15 protein-coding genes are annotated in these 20241 nt (G+C 47.6%); 4 read left to right on the forward strand and 11 right to left on the reverse strand.

Going from position 1 to position 20241, the window contains the following annotated elements:
* Positions 1-120 precede the first annotated feature (120 nt).
* Entirely contained in the window at positions 121-1260 is a 1140-nt protein-coding gene (solA, locus tag AC4PM4_RS13795; protein WP_072734631.1) for an N-methyl-L-tryptophan oxidase, read from the forward strand.
* Between the two features lie 191 nt (positions 1261-1451).
* Here the strand turns inward: solA and AC4PM4_RS13800 are convergent, their stop codons facing one another.
* The 9 genes from AC4PM4_RS13800 to AC4PM4_RS13840 form a co-directional block, all read right to left on the reverse strand.
* Positions 1452-3290 (reverse strand): RICIN domain-containing protein, encoded by a 1839-nt coding sequence (locus AC4PM4_RS13800; RefSeq protein WP_063565351.1) that lies wholly within the window; start codon positions 3288-3290, stop codon positions 1452-1454.
* Positions 3291-3371: 81 nt separating this feature from the next.
* On the reverse strand, positions 3372-4706 hold the full coding sequence (locus AC4PM4_RS13805) for a glycoside hydrolase family 43 protein (RefSeq protein ID WP_072734632.1): 1335 nt from the start codon (positions 4704-4706) through the stop codon (positions 3372-3374).
* A gap of 286 nt (positions 4707-4992) precedes the next feature.
* Positions 4993-7983 (reverse strand): beta-galactosidase, encoded by a 2991-nt coding sequence (locus AC4PM4_RS13810; protein ID WP_491613846.1) that lies wholly within the window; start codon positions 7981-7983, stop codon positions 4993-4995.
* Positions 7984-8052: 69 nt separating this feature from the next.
* Positions 8053-9585, reverse strand: a complete 1533-nt coding sequence (locus AC4PM4_RS13815; RefSeq protein WP_491613847.1) for a glycoside hydrolase family 30 protein — start codon at positions 9583-9585, stop codon at positions 8053-8055.
* An 82-nt stretch (positions 9586-9667) separates the two neighbouring features.
* Entirely contained in the window at positions 9668-10513 is an 846-nt protein-coding gene (locus tag AC4PM4_RS13820; RefSeq protein WP_491613848.1) for a carbohydrate ABC transporter permease, read from the reverse strand.
* The gene (locus AC4PM4_RS13825) at positions 10506-11393 is read right to left on the reverse strand and encodes a carbohydrate ABC transporter permease (protein WP_063565348.1); all 888 of its coding nucleotides are present in this window, start codon (positions 11391-11393) and stop codon (positions 10506-10508) included. Before AC4PM4_RS13825 ends, AC4PM4_RS13820 begins: the two co-directional genes overlap by 8 nt.
* A 78-nt stretch (positions 11394-11471) precedes the next feature.
* Positions 11472-12731: an ABC transporter substrate-binding protein gene (locus AC4PM4_RS13830; RefSeq protein ID WP_063565347.1), complete on the reverse strand. Its 1260-nt coding sequence runs from the start codon at positions 12729-12731 to the stop codon at positions 11472-11474.
* A 182-nt stretch (positions 12732-12913) separates the two neighbouring features.
* Positions 12914-13942 (reverse strand): LacI family DNA-binding transcriptional regulator, encoded by a 1029-nt coding sequence (locus AC4PM4_RS13835; RefSeq protein WP_063565346.1) that lies wholly within the window; start codon positions 13940-13942, stop codon positions 12914-12916.
* Between the two features lie 37 nt (positions 13943-13979).
* Entirely contained in the window at positions 13980-14105 is a 126-nt protein-coding gene (locus AC4PM4_RS13840; protein ID WP_256336611.1) for a hypothetical protein, read from the reverse strand.
* Between the two features lie 85 nt (positions 14106-14190).
* On the opposite strand from AC4PM4_RS13840, the gene AC4PM4_RS13845 reads away from it, so the two are divergent.
* Positions 14191-14565, forward strand: a complete 375-nt coding sequence (locus AC4PM4_RS13845) for an iron-sulfur cluster biosynthesis family protein (protein WP_231952416.1) — start codon at positions 14191-14193, stop codon at positions 14563-14565.
* Positions 14566-14738: 173 nt separating this feature from the next.
* Here the strand turns inward: AC4PM4_RS13845 and AC4PM4_RS13850 are convergent, their stop codons facing one another.
* Positions 14739-16796 (reverse strand): methyl-accepting chemotaxis protein, encoded by a 2058-nt coding sequence (locus AC4PM4_RS13850; RefSeq protein WP_090809676.1) that lies wholly within the window; start codon positions 16794-16796, stop codon positions 14739-14741.
* A gap of 259 nt (positions 16797-17055) precedes the next feature.
* On the opposite strand from AC4PM4_RS13850, the gene AC4PM4_RS13855 reads away from it, so the two are divergent.
* Both AC4PM4_RS13855 and AC4PM4_RS13860 read left to right on the forward strand, forming a co-directional pair.
* The gene (locus tag AC4PM4_RS13855; protein WP_491613849.1) at positions 17056-17949 is read left to right on the forward strand and encodes a hypothetical protein; all 894 of its coding nucleotides are present in this window, start codon (positions 17056-17058) and stop codon (positions 17947-17949) included.
* Between the two features lie 289 nt (positions 17950-18238).
* Entirely contained in the window at positions 18239-19195 is a 957-nt protein-coding gene (locus tag AC4PM4_RS13860) for a phosphotransferase (RefSeq protein WP_491613850.1), read from the forward strand.
* Between the two features lie 167 nt (positions 19196-19362).
* Here AC4PM4_RS13860 and AC4PM4_RS13865 read toward each other — a convergent pair whose 3' ends face one another.
* Positions 19363-20241 (reverse strand): amidohydrolase family protein, encoded by an 879-nt coding sequence (locus AC4PM4_RS13865; RefSeq protein ID WP_099857047.1) that lies wholly within the window; start codon positions 20239-20241, stop codon positions 19363-19365.

Here is a 20241-nt window from a genome sequence, read left to right on the forward strand (position 1 = left end):
AATCAAAATTTTCTATTGTTGTATCGGCTTTCTCTATAACCTGTTCTATTGACTGCCGTAAATTTGAAGACTAGATTATCCTGTATAAGATTGGTCTCTGAAAAATAAGCGGAAGGAGGGATGGTTATATCACATTCCTATGATGTCATTATCGTTGGAGCCGGATCGATGGGCATGAGTGCAGGTTATTATCTTGCGCGCAGTGGATTAAAAACATTACTGATTGATGCCTTTGATCCTCCGCATACGGAGGGCAGCCATCACGGAGAACCACGGCTTATCCGCCACGTGTACAGCGGGGGACCTGACTATATAGCGATGGCACTTCTGGCGCAGGAACTGTGGGAAGAACTGGAGGATACTACCGGGGCCAAATTGCTTGTACCTTCGGGCGTCTTGAATATAGTTGACCCGGACATCCATTCTTTTCATAATCGTTTAACCCATGCTGACGATGCGGGGATTCGATATGAAACCTTGCGCGCAGCCGAAATCATGAAACGCTGGCCAGGCATTGAAGTCCCTGAACATTACGAGGGAATGTATGAGCCTGATGCAGGTTATTTATTCAGTGAACGCTGCGTGCTCGCCTTCCGTCAGGCAGCCGAAGCATCGGGTTCCACTCTCTTAACGCACACACGTGTGGAACATATCGAGTGCAGCGCAGATTCTGTTGGAGTCATCACATCTGCTGGCGAGACGTATTATGCGAACCAGGTCATTCTCAGTGCCGGAGCATGGTTTCAGACGCTGAAACCGTTCGTGAACCTTCCCATTCGAGCTGTACGCAAAACCGTGGGATGGTTCGATGCACCGGAGGCATTGTTCGCCGAGGATCACTTTCCCGGTTTCACGCTGGCTGGAAAAGAAGGCGGATATTATGGATTTCCGAGCATTGGCGGGTCGGGTCTGAAGATTGGACGTCACGATACGGGGCAGGAGTGGACACCAGGCGGTACACTGGCTTCATTTGGCTCTGATAAGACGGATGAGGGTGATCTGCGGAGATTGCTTGAACTTCGGATGCCTCTGGCAGCGGGAAAGCTGAAGCGTGGTGGGGTATGCAAATACGAGTTCACACCGGATGAAGATTTTATTATCGACCGTCACCCTGCCCATAATCATGTATGGCTGGCAGGTGGATTTTCCGGTCATGGCTTCAAATTCGCAAGTGCAGTGGGCAAAATATTGTCTGACTTGGTGCAAACAGGGCATACGGATCAGGATATTGGACGATTTGCCCTTTCACGTTTTCAATAGAGCACTAGCCCCGGAGAAGGCTGAACTAGTACTGAACGTAAGCTAACTCGATTTGGTGTATCAGGATGAACTCCTTTCTTGAGCCGTGCCGTGTGGCATAGCGCGCCCTACTTCAAGAAAGGAGTATCCTTACCTTAGCAACGTTGAATCATTCTAAAGCGAGAGCAGTCCGCGCAATGAATACTCTCCTTCTAATTCACTTTAACCAAACTCCAGTGCTGATTGGCTCCTCCATTGTCTGCCCATTGAATGGTCGAGGCACCGGCGGTTGTGGAGCTCTGGTTGATATCAACGGTTAAGCCGCTATTGCGATTCACGAGCACAAGATATCCTCCGACATCCACCGGTAACCATTGTTGATTGTTGCCCCCGTTATCCTGCCACTGAATCAAGGCTGCTCCTCCTTGAGTAGAGCTCTGATTCACATCCAGCAGCAGACCACTGCCTACGTTACGGATCTTATAATAACTGTTGCCCGCAGACTCCAACTTCCATTGTTGGTTTGCTGCGCCATTGTCGTTCCACTGGATGATCGTTGCACCCCCGGCAGTAGAAGCCCCATTCACATCCAAAGCGAGACCACTGTTCCGATTGATCAGCTTATAGATCGCCCCGGATTCATATCCTGTGCTGCCATTATACGTCGCGCCGGATATGACATAGGTCGTAACCGAGCCCGCTTTGGCGGTCGCTGTAAACTTTTTATTCTGAATGTTGATGTTGGTCAGTTGCTGCAACTTCTCCGTAGAGGAGGTCCGGTGCACTTGAGCAGACGATCCAACACTTGTAAACTGACTCAAATCATACGTCACCGTTGTATCACTCGAATCCGAATTGGTAGTCACCAGCACCACTTTACCTGAAGTAGCATCATAGGCAGCAAGCGTATTGGCATCACTCATGCCGATGATCTTATAACCAGGACGAATAAACTTGCTGTAGTTGCCCATGACATAATATTTCTGATTCACGGTGTAGCTGGTCGTTTGCGTGTTATTCAGTACGTTTTTGAAAAATCCCCAGCCATCTGCACTATCTACGGCCTGCCAGTACACCCACGCACTCGCCCCCATGTTGCGTATATCCTTAAGGATCGTGCGTGACATCGTTAGTCCGCTGGCATCCCCGTCTCCATATTCTGAGGTCCAGAGATGTTTTCCCGCTGAAGTCGCTGTATTCCGCAATGATGCACGATTGCTTCCGCCATAGGTATGTGTGTTAATCTGACTGATCGCAGACTTCACTGCACTGCTGTAACTGTTGAAGGAAGTGGTTGTGTCATCCAGACTGTATTCTTCTGGCGCGCTCAGCTTCGTGGACAATCCCTTTGCTGTAAGTGAAGATTGCACCTGGCTCAGAATCGTGTTCTGATCTGCCCGATCAAAGTGCATGCCCTCCTGATCGTTGCCCTGCTTCCACCAAGTGGAGATGGGTTCATTGAGCGGCGTTACGGTGTCGAACGTGATGCCCCAGTTATCTCTGAAATGCTTCACGACCTCTGTGAGATAATCAGCAAAATCATCATAGTAATCGGGCTTGAGATTGTTGCCACCATTCGCGGCACCGGACACATTTCCACTAATGGTCATCCAGTAAGGTGCCGAGTTCGCAAAGGCTTCAAAGACGTTGACTCCATATGATTTGGCGGCTTGGAGCATATAGCGCTGATTGGCATCTGCATTCCAGTCATACACACCCGGGGAAGGCTGATATCCCGGCACGGCTTTGCGATATTCCAGCACATTCGATGAAGGATTATCGCCGCCTCCAATGTTGTAACGCAGGACGTTTAGACCTAGTCCGGTTGTTGGGCTAAACATCTTTTCCACATACTCATCCCGGTTGGAGTACTCTCCGACCACTTTGCCCCACCAGGCAAGGGATGTTCCCCAACCTTCGATAGTCTGATATTGCTTCGAGGGATCAGCCGTGGCTGTATAAGAACCCGCGGCGGATGCCTCTGTACCCAAGCTCCCTGTTATAAGACTTCCTGCCATTAGCAGGGTGCCCAACCGTTTCAACCATTTCATTCGATTCACTCCTTCTAAAGTAAAATGAGTTCAGTTTCTTGAGATAAAATGAGTTCAATTTCAATGGAAGAATCCAGAAGATTACTGTGCAATCTCTCGGAAGGTCGCGTCTGACTTATCGAGTGCGGTAACGACAGCTTCCAATTTCAGCACATTATTGTAATGCCTCAGATACAGGTTCGGGTTACTAAACGAGGCGTACGATGTCCAAGCGGCGTTAGCAAGTCCATTTACACGTTTGAACGTGGCATCATTTCGAAACGTAGCACTGTCGTCATTTTTCACCAGTGTGATGTTGCCATTATTATTGCGCAGGAAATAGCCTGGATAATTCATAGACTCAAATGAAATGCCTGTTGCATTCGCCAGCCCGGGCACAACCCGGAACTGTGCGTCCTCTGCGGGACTGACACTGGCATCGATTCGGGCCACATAGTTATAATGGCGAATATAGCTGCCTGGAACATTATAGGACTCCAGCTTGCGGATATCGCCAGGCTGCCCGCTTTCTTTCAACACGGTCATGTGCCGAACCAATCCGGTCAGACCGGCAAGCTCCTGCTTTGCACTCCAGGTCTGAAACCCGTCAGCAGAGTCGCTGTAATAATATTTTTGTGTAGAGTAACCGTCAAAATAGATTCGCCAGGAGCCGGTATCCAGTTGGACAAGCGCAGGTCCCTCTACCCAGGAACCCCATCCTGCCCAATCCCCTGTCCCTTTGAATGTGTAAGGTCCAGTGAGGGAAGTAGCTGTAGCATATTCGATATACTTGGTGGTTTCATTCTTGGTGAATGCGTGATAGGTTGAGCCGGTTTTAACGATGAAGGTATCGATGTAGTTGGGTGCAATGCCTGCAAGCTCTGTGGCAGCAGACCATGTTGTGGAAGACAGCGTTGCATTGGTCGCTGTGATAACATAAGGTTTGAAGTTCTCATAATTGCCTGGGGAGATGGACACGATGATGTTCAGACTGCCGTTGCTGTCTTTGAACCATTCCGGTGCCCAGGTATGTGCAATCGTGGTGGGTGCAGATAGGGTAATATTGCGGACAAACGTCCAATTCACCTTATCTGTGCTTGATGCGATGCCGATCGTATTACCTGACCAGTTCGTGGTATAAACGACATAATACAGCCCATCCGTATGCTTCATGATGCTGGGATCACGGATCAGATTGGCCGGGGGTGTATAGGCAGGCCCTTTAAGCAAACCGTAATTAGTCGCATTGTAGGATTCATAGATATACAGATTGGATTCGCTCGTATTGGTAAAAGCCGAAATCGTGTAAACACTTGTTGCTGCTCTGGCTGTATTCGGGAATAACGTAATGAATAAAAGCAATGCTCCAAGCAGCATGATCATGCCGGACTTACAAGTTTTGAATAATCTTGTACTCCATCTTTTCCTTGTGAACATGGGTCATCTCCTTATCGAAAATGTGGGACAGGCATACCTTTTGCCAAACATCACCCCCTTCACAGAACACGTAGCCCACAACGCCCTCGATATGTAAACGGTTTTAATAAGAGATACTAGCTATTCTCGTCGTCCATTCACCGTGCAAGAGCTGCCCGGAGATTCAGAATCTATAGATTCAAACATCCGAGCAGTCTCCGCAAAGAGAATAAATACGACGAGCTAGAACAGGACACGACTGATCAGAACAGACCCAATTCCCTTGTACGTACAATGAAAAGAAGATCTATCCGACCACAACCCATGGATACTGGGACAAGTTATCATACAAGAAGCGCACCCGTTCTGGCGTTCGGCCTTCCTCATCAAATAACAGCAATTCATTCTCATCCTGCAGCCAGGATATCGGAATTTTGTAATCCTCTTGCGGACCGATCTGCCAATAACGTCCCAGATGGTGCCCGTTCAGATGAAGTGTTCCCTTGCTCATCCCGGTAAGACGAAGCATCAGGTTCGCTCGGAAGTGTTCGGGCACAGCTGACTTGGAGAAACGCCAGCGGTACCAGACAGGTTGACCGTACGAACCATTCCCCACCGACATGGCATTCCAATTGCCACTATAATCCGCATCCTGCCGATAGGTATCGAGATGACCTGAGACGTTCGGTGGCTCATATAATCCCCATTGTCGTGGAAGCAAGGCATCCGTACCTGCCATGCGCCAATCCTTCAGCTCATCTTCACTCCGGTACAAGATCAGTTCCAGCCGATTCAGCGGCGTCCTGCTATAAGGCATCTCCAACGTATTGATCTCTCCGGGCCGCAAATAAAGGGAAAGATCCAACGTGTTAAACGAAAACCAGTCCTGATACCCTTCCATTGGCATATCTATGCCATTAATGCGCAATCCTTGGCTCACCGCTCCAACGAGAGTCGCACGGTCCATGCCATCCAGCGTAAAGCTTCTGCTCAGAAGCGGGGCATCCTCAAGATGATTCACCTCATCGAGATGCACCACCCCATGCTCCGCATGCCAATTCCGGCGGATGTCCTGAGCGGAACCACCGATGTACACCGATCCTGCCAGACCTTTGCTTTCACCCAAATATGGAGAAAAATTTAGCCTGCCCATATGCTGTACCAGCACCTGAAGTGTATTCTTTCCTTTCGTCGTCTGCACCTGAACACCCGCTGCACCAACTCGACGAACCAGTGCCTGCTCTACACGATTGACATATATTCTGGCCGTATCCTGAAGGTCCGGCAGAATAAGGGTGGTGATTCCATCCACCGAACGGTCGAAATCGCACTCGTATAACAGATACCCGAAATCTTGTCCGTACTGGGAAAAATGCTCTGGTTGACCACTCGAAGCACGCTGTTCCGCTGTCAAAATCACACGAGACAACTCAGGGGAATCCGTCAGTTTTGGTGGCATTGGCGGCGTGCTGAACAGAGCATGCTGAATTGCTGCGGATGACTCCTGAACATGTTCATCCTGCATGCCGCTCTGTGAATCGTTTGCTTCTCCGTATAAGAACTCATGTCCAGTCAACGTCCGTTCACCATCTGCCCAACTGCCGAGAAGCAACATATTCCGATTCGGATCAGAGATCATACCTGTGACCTGCCCGGATAGGGAGACATCTACATCATCGAATCCGATCGCGTAACGCAGCTGATTTGTCTCTCCCCCTCCTTTGATTCTCCACGTGCGATCCATCGTTTCCTTGTCCAGAACCACGAACCGAATGGGGATACCACTTGCCTCCAGATGAATGATGTCTGGCTCACGGAAATGTACCAGTTCGAAGCGATAGGCTCCATTTAACGGATCATGTTCAACCAGTACCTGCATGCTACTGCCCTGTACATTCAAGACGTTCGTCTCCAGTTCCACAACCGAACGCTGTCCCGCCTCCGCAACGATGAACAGGGTCAATTCTCCATTCACCACTTCATTGCCCGTAATCATCGCGCCACCTGTCAGGTATACATTCTTGGCAATCTCTACCCTGTCAAGTATCGGGATAATCTGCCCTGGGTTCAGGGCAACGGGAAGTGTCCGGCCTTCCTCCAGCGTGACGTGAAACGTCTCACGCTCATCCTTGTGACTCTCCAAGAACCATATCTTCTCGCTGCCTTTAGACCTGCCTCGTACAGAAACGCCTTGCGGATGACGTACCTTGATCTGCTCTGCTGGTACTTCCTCCGTCTCCATCAACAATGCGCCAAACGCATGGACAAAATAGGATAACGTCTTCGCTACAGCATACTTGGCCGTTACCCGTCCGTACTCGTTCAGCGGCGCATCATAATCGTAGGAGGTAATCATGAAAATATCGCTGCTGCCCACGGTTCTGCCACCGTATCCGCCAAAGTTGGTTCCGCCGTAGAACATGTAATGACTGATTCCGGTATAGCCGGTGCGAAGAATTTCCATCATGCGTTTCTCAAACAGTGGCGCCGTCTTCTGAATGGCAGAAGGCCCACCCCAATTCTCGAACCATCCCGTCCAAAATTCCGTAACGATCTTCGGTGTATCCGGCTGCTTCTGCCGAAGCTTCGCATAATGACCGTCAGCACCTGACCAGAAGTTGGCCCCTTCAATCGTGCCCTCCGCGCCACCTACACAGGTGATAAGTGGAACGTCAATCCCTCGCTGAAGCAGGCCGTCCCGAAGGTGGTTCATATGGGCACTTGCTGCTGCATCATCCATCAGATACCCGTATTCGTTCTCGACCTGTACAAGAATAACAGTGCCTCCAGCAGATAGCTGGCGCTCACAAATGATTGGAATGATCCGGTCAAAATACAGATCTACATAATGCAGATAGGATTCATTATTTTGTCGGAACTTGATTCCCTGCTTCGTCTCCAGCCAATACGGAAAGCCGCCGAAATCCCACTCTGCGCAAATAAACGGACCCGGCCTCGTGATTACATACATGCCCAACTCTGCACACAGGTCCAGAAAGGCTCCACAATCATTGTCTCCTTCGAACGACCACTGTCCTTCCTCCGGCTCATGCACGTTCCAGGCAAAATAGGTATCAATGCAATTCATGCCAGCCAGCTTCGCCTTCATCAAAACCTCCCGCCATTCCTCCCTTGGCATGCGGAAATAATGAATGGTGGCACTGTTCAGAAATACTCGTTCTCCATTCATCATGAAGCTGCGCTGATCGTAAGTCAGTTCAGATCGAGCACTATGCTCAGTTCTGGTATTTTTATTCTTTTCCTGCTCCTGAAGCAAAAGGGATGTTTTCTCTGTCAAAGATAAGCCCTCCTTCTCTGTGTTTGAGTTCATCACTGCGATGACAGAAAATGATATATTGCTTAACCTTCAGTTCGCCTGCAACGTTACGCCTTCTAATACAACGGTGGTGATGGAATTGTCCGCAGTCGAGACTTCCAGTCCATTGGTGTATAGCGGAACATTTTCAAGCTGCTCCATGTTCCGATCCGGTGACGTCTGATAAACCTGTGCTGTAGAAGTACTGCTGTAGTCAAATGCCCCCAGTTCAAATGCTGTGGTTCCGGCAGATAACTCATTGCGAATCACCAGTACCAATCTCTTCTGCCCTGCATCATAGGCAGCCAGTGTTCGCCCTTCATCTGTTGGAATAATCGTTGCACCTGGACGGATGAATTTCGTAAACTGGGCCATGCCATAATACTGTTTTGTCATCTCGTACTGCTCTTCTCCATTAAAGTTCGCATGAATAAAGCCCCAGTTATTGTTGGCACCTTCATCTTCAACCGCCTGCCAATACACCCAGGCAGAAGGCTGCATGATTTTCAGATCGAACATGATGCGCTCCGCGAGCTCCTGCACGGAAGTCATGTCCTCGTGACTATGGGGTTCACTGCCACCCGTCCCATACTCGGACATCCACAGTTTCTTGCCATGTCGCTCGGTCAACGTGCGAAGCTCTTCCATTTTGCTACCATTATAGGAGTGCGTGTTAATCTGGTCGATCACATCAAGCGTATCCTGATCATAGAGGCTGAAATTGTGCACCGTCTCGTCAATGCTATTATCGTCCGCAGCACTGATGAGCGTACCGTCCAGCCCTTTACTTTTGAGCGATGCCGCAACCCTCTTGATAATTTCGGCTTGTTTCTCATTGGTAAAATGACTGCCTTCCTGCATGTTGCCTTTCTTCCACCAATCAGAGGAAGGTTCATTGAGGGGGTCAAGTGTACGGAACGTAATGTCCCACTCATCGCGATAATGCTTCACTACTTCGGTCAGATAATCGGCAAACGCGTCGTACTGATCCTCTCGTAGATTGTTGCTACCATCCACGGCACCCGTAACCGAGCCGCTAATCGTCATCCAGTAAGGGGGTGAATTGGAGAACGCTTCAGCGATGTTGACCCCACGTTCCAAAGAACCTTGTAATACGGCACGTTGTCCTGCATCTGCCTCCCAATTCCACACGCCGGGTTCAGGCTGGAAGCCGGGAATATCTCCCCCGGGCCGAAGCGCCTTCATGTCGGGATTCTCCTCGCCGCCAATGTTGTAGCGAACAATGTTCAGACCTAGCCCTTTCTCTGCATCAAACACCAGATCCATGACTTCACTGACCTTTGCTTGATCTTTCCATCCTCCAAGATCGTTGGCCCACCACGCAAGCGACGTACCCCAGCCTTCAAAATGATCATAGGATTGCTCCAGCTTCAGACGTATCGGCTCACCTTGGAATGCAAGTGTTTTGGATGATTCATTGGCAAAATGATTGATGATAATCCCTCCTCCTGCAAGGAGCGCGATCAGGGCCACACCCATCAGGATGTAACTCCGGCTACGCCACCTGCGCTGCTTGTGATGATTATGGTTGTCATTGTTGAAAGGGTCCTTGTTGTTATTCATGATTCATGCAGCCCTTTATCCATGTGCGATGTAGACGGCTCTTGCTTTTCACCATTTGCTTCAACACTGCGTTCACCTCCCGTTACTTGATCCCGCTGCTGCCACCACTGATATTCGCTTCATAGACATAACGCTGTCCAAACAGATATACCAATACCATCGGAATGGTCAGGAACAGGGAAGCAATCATAACGAGGTTCCATGGCGGCATCTGTCCGCCACCTACCGTGGTCAGAAGCTGAACACCGAGCGCCAGTGGCATTTTCTCCGGATCATTGATGTAAATGAGCGGTCCCATGAAGTTCCCCCAGTTATAGGAAAACGAGAAAATGGCGATGGCGGCAAGTATCGGATAGGTGAGTGGCATAATGATCTTCCAGTAGATTCCCGGATGTCCCATGCCGTCGATCATGGCAGCTTCATCAAGCGACTTCGGAATGCTCATGACGAACTGCCGAATGAGAAATACGTTGAAGGCTCCGGCGAAAAAACTAGGCACGATCAGTGGATAGAATGTATTGATCCAATCCAGATGACGGAAGATGATGAACTGCGGCACCATCGTCACCTCGCCCGGAATCATCATCGTACTAAGCAGTACAATGAACAGGAACCGACTGCCTCTCGCCTTGATCCGAGCGAAGCCGTAAGATACGACCGATGCTGACAACACCGATCCGATAATGGTAATGACGGTAATAATGACTGAATTTTTCAGATAAGTACCCAGATTGTTATTCGTGAAGATCGTATAGAAATTGGACCATTGGAATTCGAGCGGTATGAAGGTAAAGGCTGATTTTACTGTTGTAGCGTCACTCGCCAGTGCGATGGAGATCATGTACAGGAAAGGGGAAGCAAGCAGCACCCCAACCAGAATCAGAAAAATGTAAGATATCATTTTCTCTACAGTGGATGGATTACTCATTTGCTTTTCCCTCCTCGTAATGCACCCATAGCGCCGACGAACGGAACACAACCAGGGTCAACGCCATGATGATGATGAACAGCACCCAGGCAATGGCCGATGCATATCCCATTTTGTAGAACTGGAACGCATTCTGGAACAGGTAAGGAACAACCATCTGACTGGCATTGTCCGGTCCACCTGCTGTTACGATGAATACCTGTGCGAACGTCTGGAGCGCCCCGATCATCCCGGTGACAAGATTGAAGAAGATGACGGGAGTCAGCATTGGAAATGTAATATGGAAGAACGATTGCGAGCTCTTCGCCCCATCAATGGCAGCGGCCTCGTACAGCTCCTGAGGAATACCTTTCATACCCGCCAGCAGCAGTACCACGCCGCCCCCGACGCCCCATAGCGACATGAGGATCAAAGCTGGTTTAACCCAGTTTGGATCAAGCAGCCAAGCAGGGCCTTGAATGCCGAAGATGGCAAGTGCCTGGTTGATCAACCCTTCCGTTGGAGCGAGCAAATGGATGAAGAGTAGTGAGCTTGCAACCACCGGAACGACAGATGGCAGATAGAACAGGATGCGGAAGAAGGTAATACCTTTGATTTTTTTGTTGAGGTAATACGCGATCCAGAGCGAGATGGACATGCCTAGCGGAATCGATATTAATGCGTAGAAGAAGGTATTGCCTACGGATTTCCAAAAGATCGGGTCATCAGTCAACAGGTTTTTGTAATTGTCTATACCGATGAATTCAGGAGACTGGAACAGATCCCAATTGGTGAAGCTCATGTAGATGGAAAACAGGATCGGACCCAGGGTAAGTCCAAGGAATCCAATCAGCCAAGGCGAGATGAATATATAAAACCATTTCCCGTCCTTTTTTCTCACGTTAAGCCCTCCCATAACGAAGCGAGCAGACGAAACCCGGATTCATTCATGCCCAATTCCGTCTGTCCCCTGTCGATGCTATTTGTAGATTCTTTCCAGTCCACTCTGAATTTCAGTCACGGTATCATCCAGTGAGGCTTTATTGTTGAAGTAGACACCCAGCTTGTCGTTAATGAGCTTCATCATTTCATTCCATTGCGGATTGAACGGCTCGGCGTAAATGGTGGACTCGCTGAAAGCAGCCATGTTGATTTTCTTGCCGCCATATTCTGCATTCAGGAACTCATCGCTGGACAGGCCTGCTTTCGTTGCTGGAGCATCCTGGCCCGCTTTGATCATTGGTAATTGTGCTTCTGGTGTAGTCAGCGCCTCTATGATTTTGAATGCCTCTTCCTTATGTTTGGACGCGTTCGTAATCGTAAAGCCATTGAAGAAAGCGTTGGTCTCTCCCCATATCGGAGAAATGTCCCAATTGATGCCTTCCACCTTGGCAAGTGAACCGATATTCCAGAATCCCGTCGTCTCCATAGCAATCTTGCCTTGGGCGAACAATGGGTCAGCACCGATATTTCCCATGTCGGCAATCTCCGTTGGCGTTGGTCCCACACCATGGGTGAAGGTCAGATCATTCATGAATTGCAGTGCTTTACGTACAGGTTCGGTATTGAAGGTAGGTTTGCCGCTCTCATCGAACAGGGAGCCACCGTTTTGGTAGATCAATTGCATCCATTGCGGCCACCAGCTGCCTGGGTAGTACCCCCATTGAACCGTTTTGCCATTCTCCTTCACTGTCAGCTTCTGAGCAGCGGCGAGCAGGTCTTCCTGCGTCCATTCCTTGGTCGGGTATTCCACCCCGGCCTTGTCGAACAGGTCTTTGTTGTAAAAGAGTACCATCGCGCCTGCGCGGTCAGGCATTCCGAACTGTTTACCATCGAATTTCATCAGGTTGGCGATGTCGTCAGAATAACGCTCTGACATGTTCACATTGTTGGCCTGGATCATATCATCCAGCGAAACAATTTGGTTTTTGGAGGCGTACGCCTGATAGTTCTCGGCAATCATCATGATGTCTGGTGCGGTTCCTCCGGCGATCATCGTCTGAACCTTTTGATCATAGTCCCCGGCAACGACGTTCAGTTTCACATTAATATCGGGATAGGTCTGCTTCACAATATCGAGTCTCTCCTGATAAATCTTCTTCTCGTCCTCCGAGCCCCAGATCGTCATGCTCAGATCGACCTTTCCCCCAGCTGCACCGCTGTCACCCTTGCTACAGGCTGTCAGACCCATTACCATGACCAACATCAATAACGAAATGACCTTTAAACTTTTTCTCATACCGTGCGCCCCCTTGAAATATGGATGGAAGATCAGACAACTGAAACCCGTTTCATGAAATGGGTTTCATAAAGTTTAAAATTAAAACCCGTTCCAGTTTATGAAAGGGGTTTCATTCACGACCTCATTATATTTCACCCTCCGAAGGAATGTCAACGCTTTCTTTTTCAAACATTCCCCATTTATCGTGGTGCGGGTCCAGTACTCTGGCGGACAACAAGCTCTGGTTGCAGAACAGTCTGTTTCTTCGGATTACCCTGGTTAATCAGTTCATGCAGCTTATCCACGGCCAGCTTGCCCAGCTGATACGTATTCTGGGAAACAGTCGTCAGTTCCGGTATAACGGCACTTGCGAGCGGCGTATCATCAAAACCGACAATGGAAATATCCTTCGGAATCGATAAGCCATGTTCAATGGTCGCCTTAATCGCACCAATCGCCGTGTAGTCGTTCACACAGATCACCGCAGTTGGAGGGTTTCCACGGTCCAGCAGCTTAGACATCTCCCGTTTGCCATCTTCAATGGAGAAGCTTCCAAGCAGTTGACGATCTTTCGGTATTTCGAGTCCATGCTCACGCAGTTTTTTCTGAATGGCCTTGACCTTAACCATCGTGGTGGACAACTCCTTCAAACCGCCCACAAAAGCAATATCCCGATGTCCCAGTTCGAGCAAATGTTCAGCAGCCAAGACGGCTCCTGCTCCTTCATCCGTGTACACCCGATGGAATCCGCCTTTGGCAATGTTGCCATTGACCAGCACGATCGGCATACGTTTGCCCATATCAATCAATTCCTGAGCCATCTCATCCGGACAGACCTGCATGTTGATTCGTCCACCGAGAAAAATAATGCCATCTACCCGCTTCTCGCGCAAAATAGACAGATACTCGGACTCCCGGCTGTAATCCCCGGCCGTATTGCACAGGAAGAATGTATATCCCAATCCACGTGCCTCGTTCTCAGCCCCCCAGAACACTTCTGGGAAGAACGGATTCGTAATGTCCGGCAGGATGATCGCAATGGTTCCCGTCTCTTTCTTGATCAGACTGCGCGCCTGCGCGTTGGGTTGGAACTGGTGTTTTTCAATGATAGACATGATCTTCTCCCTTGTGCTAGCACGCACAGGTGCCGTATCATTCAGCACACGGGAGACCGTGGATACGGATACGTTCGCTTCTTTGGCGATGTCATATATGGTAATCGGTGTCATATGTGGAACCATCCTTTTTCTCTAATATTCCTGCTTATCATACCAGATAAGGAATCGGGATGAAATGGGTTTCATTCCGAGGCTCCATCACAGCATCTCCACCGATGATATTCAAGTAATTGAACCATTCGATTGGATGATCCACCAAAGTTGTAATTTTCATCGGATTCAGTCTGCTTTCCCTTCTATTTCACACCATTGTTCCATATATTAGATTGTAAGCGAATTCATAAGGTGATTAGAGGAGTGTGAACGACGTTATGATCATTCAGGTCAGTCCGCTGGCAGAATCAAGACTTAACGCGATGCTGGGAGATCGGCCGGGCTATTTCAAGCTGTTTTATGACACCGATGGATGCGGATGTGATGGTACTGCTGTGCTTCTGATCGTTAACGAGCCAGACAGTGATGACATTCGGATTGAATCCGATTCGCTTCCTTTCCTTATCAACAAACAGCAACAGATCTATTTCGAACCTTGCCTTCGCCTGCAATCAGAGAACAGTTTCCCTTCCTACCGATTGAGCAGTGATTCCATGATCTACGGTAATCATGTCAAAGCCCATGATCTTCGGGATACCGCAGACACTTCGCAGCAGCCGCTCAGTTGGTTCGTACGATAAAAGTTGGAAAATATGGACCTACGAAAAAACCTCCCAACCCTTGAAAATTAACGGGCTGGGAGGTTTCTTCTTTGTTTGTTTTTGTATGACCTGCATCAGTTGTGTGACTGGAAAGTTATCTCTTGGACCAATCGCAGCATACCTGATCTTGTCAAATGACATCATGCGCTTATTTACTTTGTTTTGAACCGGGATGATGCTTCGGCAAGCTGTTTGGTCAATCCATCGATGGTCTGTACCATCTCTGACAGATGCTCGGTCATGCCTGACTGTTCCTCCATCGTCGCGGTTACTTCCTCCACGGATGCAGACACTTCTTCACCTGAAGCAGACAAGTTCTGTGCAGCTCCAATGACGTCATCCTTATCGCGTTCAATGGATTCAATCTCGGAGGCAATCGCCTGAACCTGGTCCATCATTTCATTCATATTTTGGGTGACAAAATTGAACGTTTCCTTGGTCTGGCCTACACTGCTCTTATGCTGTTCAGCAATCGCCTCAATGGCTTGTACGCTCCGGTTATTCTGCTCGACATGATCAATCGTCTGCATCACAATCCGGCTGATATCCTCCGATTGGGCTGTGGTCTGCTCCGCCAATTTGCGGATCTCCGATGCAACGACGGCGAAGCCACGCCCATGCTCGCCTGCCCTAGCGGCTTCAATGGAGGCATTGAGTGCAAGCAGCTTCGTCTGATTCGCAATCTCGGTTATCGTACCTGTAATTTGGTGAATGCCAGAGGAGCTTTCAGCGAGCTGCACTGTAATCTTGGAAATATTGTTCACTTCGGCCTCGTTCTGTTCGTTCACCGCAATCAACACATCAATGACCTTATGGTTGTTTTTGAATGCATCCGTAATCTCGTCTGCCTTGAGCTTCACTGACTGCGACATCTCATTAACGTTCTCAATTTTATTGCCCACGTTCATGAACTTATCCACGATCGCTTCCGTATCATTGGCCTGAGATTCCATCGCTCGTGAAATTTCAAACGCCGTTGTCGTTGTTTCGGCAATGGAGGTCGAAGTCTGCTGGGTGGACAGATCCAGTTCGGTTGTACTTGTTTTCAGTACGCTGATGGAATGATTCATGCTGGAAATCAGCTGTTGGTTGCCCGCCGCCATCGTGTTAAAGCTGTCCACCAGTTGTTTGAATTCTCCGCTATATTTGCCCTTAGCCTGCACCGTCAGATCCCCGTCTGCAAGTTGTCTGAACAATGCTGTTAGCCTTGTAATGGGTTTGGTAACCAGTAAGGAGATCAGTATTCCTGCGATGATAGACACCGCAATTGCGCTGAACAGGACGATATACATCTGTTTCGCCATTTTCCCTAATGGCTTCTGCACATCACTTAGTTTATCTTCAACAATGATGGTCCAATCCGATCTTGGAATTTTGGAATAAAAGATTACTTTGTCCTTTGTGCTAACATCGCCTTGTTGCAACTGCTCGTTAGAAGGCAGATCAATCAGTGACTGATATTCACCAGACTCAAGCTTCTGCCCCGCCATCTTTTCATCCGCCGAATTGAACATTACTGTACCTACGCGGTCCAGAATAATGACTTTTCCCTCTTCATTAATGTTGATGTTCTGAAGCTGGTCAACGAAGAACGAGGTTGATGCGGTAGATACAAGTACGCCCTCCACTTGTTTGTTTTCATCGTAGATCGGCATTGCAAAAGCAGTACCCAGCGTACCCAGTGACTTGGAGATAACCCCTTCACTAATTACATTCTGGCCTTGAACCGCCTGTTGAAAATACGCACGATCTGCACGTTCTCCCCCGAGGGCTTCAGGATCGTTCGCTGCAACAACGATGCCTTTCCGGTCCAGCAATATGATATTGCTGTTGCCTTCCATCCCCGCGAGGCTGTCTGCCAATATCCCATTGGACTTATCCACGAGTTCACTATTTTCCGAGAAAAAGACATCATCATTCTGTCCTTCGCTATTTCGAATCTCCAGCAATTCCTGAAATGTGCCATGTGTTGTAATCAGGAACGTGGATTGTTCTTCCAACGTTAGTGAAGTGAACAAGCCCGCACCAATCCGGTCAGAGGTTGCTTTAATCTCATCCTTGCTTTTGTCGAGGGTAATCACTGCTGCTACAGTGTAAGATAAAACCGCAGTTACCGCCAATACGAGGGTTACCAGTAAACCGATCATTAGCGGCAATTTGACTCTGAACGACATGTTGATTACGCGTTCTCTCGCCTTCGCGAATACCAAATGAATCCACCTTCCATTTCATCCTTGATTGTGTCCAATATTGTATGGGTTAACTTTATATCGGTAGATATCAATCAATTGTTCAGCAGGAAAAACGTTTGCACTGAAAATGTTTTTTTAAAACTCATATTCATCTATATAAAAATAGAACTATATGTAACTAGTCTAATTTTTTTTCATTTACTCCATTTGTAAAATAAAGGTATAATTCACTTTGAATTCATCTATCGTTTCTTTTAGTGAAAAGGGTGTAAAGATAATGAAAAGAACGATCTTACCCAACCAATTTATTGCAGTCGTAATAACTTTACTTCTCTTCATTGCAGGGTGTGGTCCAGAAGAAGAAGCACATGAATATCTCTCAATTACAAACACGGAATATGTTAATGGAACTGATACCGATGATGGTATGATCATGAGAGTATACACATACGACATCCAAACGAAGGCTCTAACTAAACTATCTGATTTACCTTATACCTCACAATATCCCTTAACTGTAGCTTCCTTAGCAAATGACACCATCTATTATTCAGGAGTTGGAAAAGATAAGGGTGACGAGTTGTTTTCCTATGATATTCAGGCACAAAAGACTCAACAATTAAGCACAGGCTTATTTGCAATTAATTCAATTATTCCAGATACCGTTGATCATACTTTGGTTATGGCTGCTGTTAAAAAGGGAGAGCGTCCTGTCAAAGTCATTTTCTTTGATCAGAAAACACAAGAGATGAACATCTTGAATGACTATGATTCGGATACAACTACATGGGATATTTCGTTTAACCCGGAAACGAGAAAAACCTATGCCATCCAATATTCCGAAGAAGAGCAATACATTCATATGGAGCAGTCCAATAAGGCGCAAACACCGTTGGTTCCTCCAAACCATACCATCATTGAAATAGATCCTATTTCCATGCAGACCCGTAAGGTCATTGAACTGCATGAGGAACAAATCTTAACTCTGTCCGCACGTGCAGATCAGATCATGATTGCCACAGCAAAACACATCAATAAATATCCTATTGAATACAGTATGGTGAATATCAGAACAAGCGAAAGAACGAAAATGTCCTTTCCTATCAAGGCCAGCAGCGAATTGCGCTTATCCAAAGATGGACGAGGTTTTTATTTCCTTGGGAATATGTAGATGCAAACATCAAACATGAACGGGGAATCTATTACTATGATTTGAAAACGCAAGAATTCGAAGAGGTATTTCTTCAAAAAGAGGGATTCATTAATAATTTTATACTTCTATCGAATCCATAATCATTCCGTAATTAGGTCTTCACAAAAACAATAGCAAAATAGGGACGTTGCTGAGAAACACAGGAATGCTCTTGTAGAGTGGGCTCACCAATAAGGTGCTTGTTTCACTTGTAATTACAGCGAAGCTTGGTAAGCTACTTAACTAATAAGCAGGAAGGAGCAATCAGATGAGTAAGGAATCTATCACAGTACAAGCATTAATAGAACAAACCATCCATCAGTATGTATCCTCGGATGCTCACATCCTAAGCATGGAAATTAACCCTATCCAATTGGGACTTCAGGCCGTGGAATTGCTTCGACATCATATTGAATTCCTAGTCAATGGAGTGCAAAAGGACATTTCTGTCATTACGAAGAAAGCCACGTTCATAGAACGCTCTGCATTGACCAGATTATTTTCACAAGGCGCGAATGTGCCATTTAGTCTAACAAGTGAGCCTCATACTGAAGATCGCTGCTTGATCTGCATTCAGGATGTGGACTACCAAACCGATTATAGCCATCTGGATATGGATCTGCTTCAGAATAAAGAATTACGAGCGCTGGCTTACATACATGGAACGAATATGGGGTTACAAAAAGAAATGCCCTGGATACCCACTGTGGATCGGAATCATATCATCGGCATGATGGAAAATCGTTGGAGACCTTCGTGGAACGCCGCCATAGAAAACCCAGCATTCATTGCGGAATTTGGATTACCAATCATATCGGAAATTGAAGCTGTAGCCAGTACCATCGTAGATGATCTTGATGTTCTGATCAGAGATGAACATATGCATACGATGATCCATAATGATCTGAATCCCGGAAACGTACTGGTACATAACAATGAGGATGTCTATTTTATTGATTGGGAGGAAGCAAGGTACGGCTCCTTGTTCTTCGATATTCCTCTACGCTGTAGCCATATGAGACAAGTAGACATCTATCGGGAGGCCCTAAGTTCCCACGGATACGATATTCCACAAGATCAATTCGAAAAGTATTTCTCCCGGGCATCCCGATACCTTGGCATCCACTATATGAGTTGGAACCTTGGGGTATGGGAACAACACTCATATGCAAAAGACGACTTAAAAAAGTATATGAAGATGGTAACTCAACCTTTGTTCTCCTAATCCCCTCCTTATTCCAGGTTAAGCATAAGATGAATTCACTATTTTGCCGAAAAAAAAAGCTCCTGCCACCAGAAGTGACAGGAGCTTACATGATTAAGATTCAGCATGAACATCGTATTCTTCCACGACCTACATGGCTTACATTTTCCACAAATATGAACTGGTGCTTAACCCAGATCTGCAATTCGCTGTTTAATGCGCGGAAATAAACCAAAAGCATTCTCGTAAAATACCTTCTCATGATGCTGCTCCGGCACAAGTCGACGGACGAATTCCGCATACAGATCGATCGGCGCGAGCGGCCAATCGGTTCCGAACAGCATTTTCTCGTAATGATCCGAATAGACCAGCGCCCGGCGGAAATGATCCATGAACAAGGGTTCGCTCATAAACCGTTCAAAATGGGGCCGATCACCGACAACAAGGCCGGACAAATCTGCGTAAACGTTCGGATTTTTCGCCACGACTTCAGCGGCATCCATCACCCAAGGATCACCCAAATGACAGATCATAAAATTCACACCGCGCTGTTGAAAAGCTAATTCGTCCACGGTCAGCGGATGTGCATACTTAAGCAATCCATTCATGGAGTATGTATCCCCCGTATGAATGACCACCGGCACGTTATACTTTGCTGCGAGTTCATAGACTGGTGTGTAGATTTTGTCATACACGTAGTGATGATAGTACCCCGCATATAGTTTAATTCCGGCTACCTCAGGAGCTTGCAATCGTGCTTCAATCCGGTCCAGCTCGTCCTGAGCGTTTTCACCACCTAGGTGGTTTGGATTAATGCCGACGCATTCCATCAGGAATGAAGGAACCGTTTCTTCCAAATCAAGTCCCATCGGGTTGGGAGAACTGGAATCCGGGAATGCTCCCTTTGTCTGCTCCGTAACCCCCATTCCGATGCCAAGAATAACGTCGTTCTTATCAAACTCCGCCTTGAGGCCAGCGGCAGAGTAATCCACTTTCGATAAATCTATTGCCGTTCGATGAAAGCTGTCGATATCCGACAGATGAATGTGAATGTCAATAATCGGCAT

This window comes from Paenibacillus sp. MDV22-iso6, assembly GCF_058408365.1.

Coding starts and splice junctions, on each gene's coding strand:
- AC4PM4_RS13860 (WP_491613850.1), top strand. CDS start 18,239: ATGAGTAAGGAATCTATCACAGTACAAGCATTAATAGAACAAACCATC.
- AC4PM4_RS13865 (WP_099857047.1), bottom strand. CDS start 20,241: ATGCCGATTATTGACATTCACATTCATCTGTCGGATATCGACAGCTTT.
- AC4PM4_RS13830 (WP_063565347.1), bottom strand. CDS start 12,731: ATGAGAAAAAGTTTAAAGGTCATTTCGTTATTGATGTTGGTCATGGTA.
- AC4PM4_RS13805 (WP_072734632.1), bottom strand. CDS start 4,706: ATGTTCACAAGGAAAAGATGGAGTACAAGATTATTCAAAACTTGTAAG.
- AC4PM4_RS13855 (WP_491613849.1), top strand. CDS start 17,056: ATGAAAAGAACGATCTTACCCAACCAATTTATTGCAGTCGTAATAACT.
- AC4PM4_RS13820 (WP_491613848.1), bottom strand. CDS start 10,513: ATGAGTAATCCATCCACTGTAGAGAAAATGATATCTTACATTTTTCTG.
- AC4PM4_RS13800 (WP_063565351.1), bottom strand. CDS start 3,290: ATGAAATGGTTGAAACGGTTGGGCACCCTGCTAATGGCAGGAAGTCTT.
- AC4PM4_RS13835 (WP_063565346.1), bottom strand. CDS start 13,942: ATGACACCGATTACCATATATGACATCGCCAAAGAAGCGAACGTATCC.
- AC4PM4_RS13815 (WP_491613847.1), bottom strand. CDS start 9,585: ATGAATAACAACAAGGACCCTTTCAACAATGACAACCATAATCATCAC.
- solA (WP_072734631.1), top strand. CDS start 121: ATGGTTATATCACATTCCTATGATGTCATTATCGTTGGAGCCGGATCG.
- AC4PM4_RS13840 (WP_256336611.1), bottom strand. CDS start 14,105: ATGAAAATTACAACTTTGGTGGATCATCCAATCGAATGGTTCAATTAC.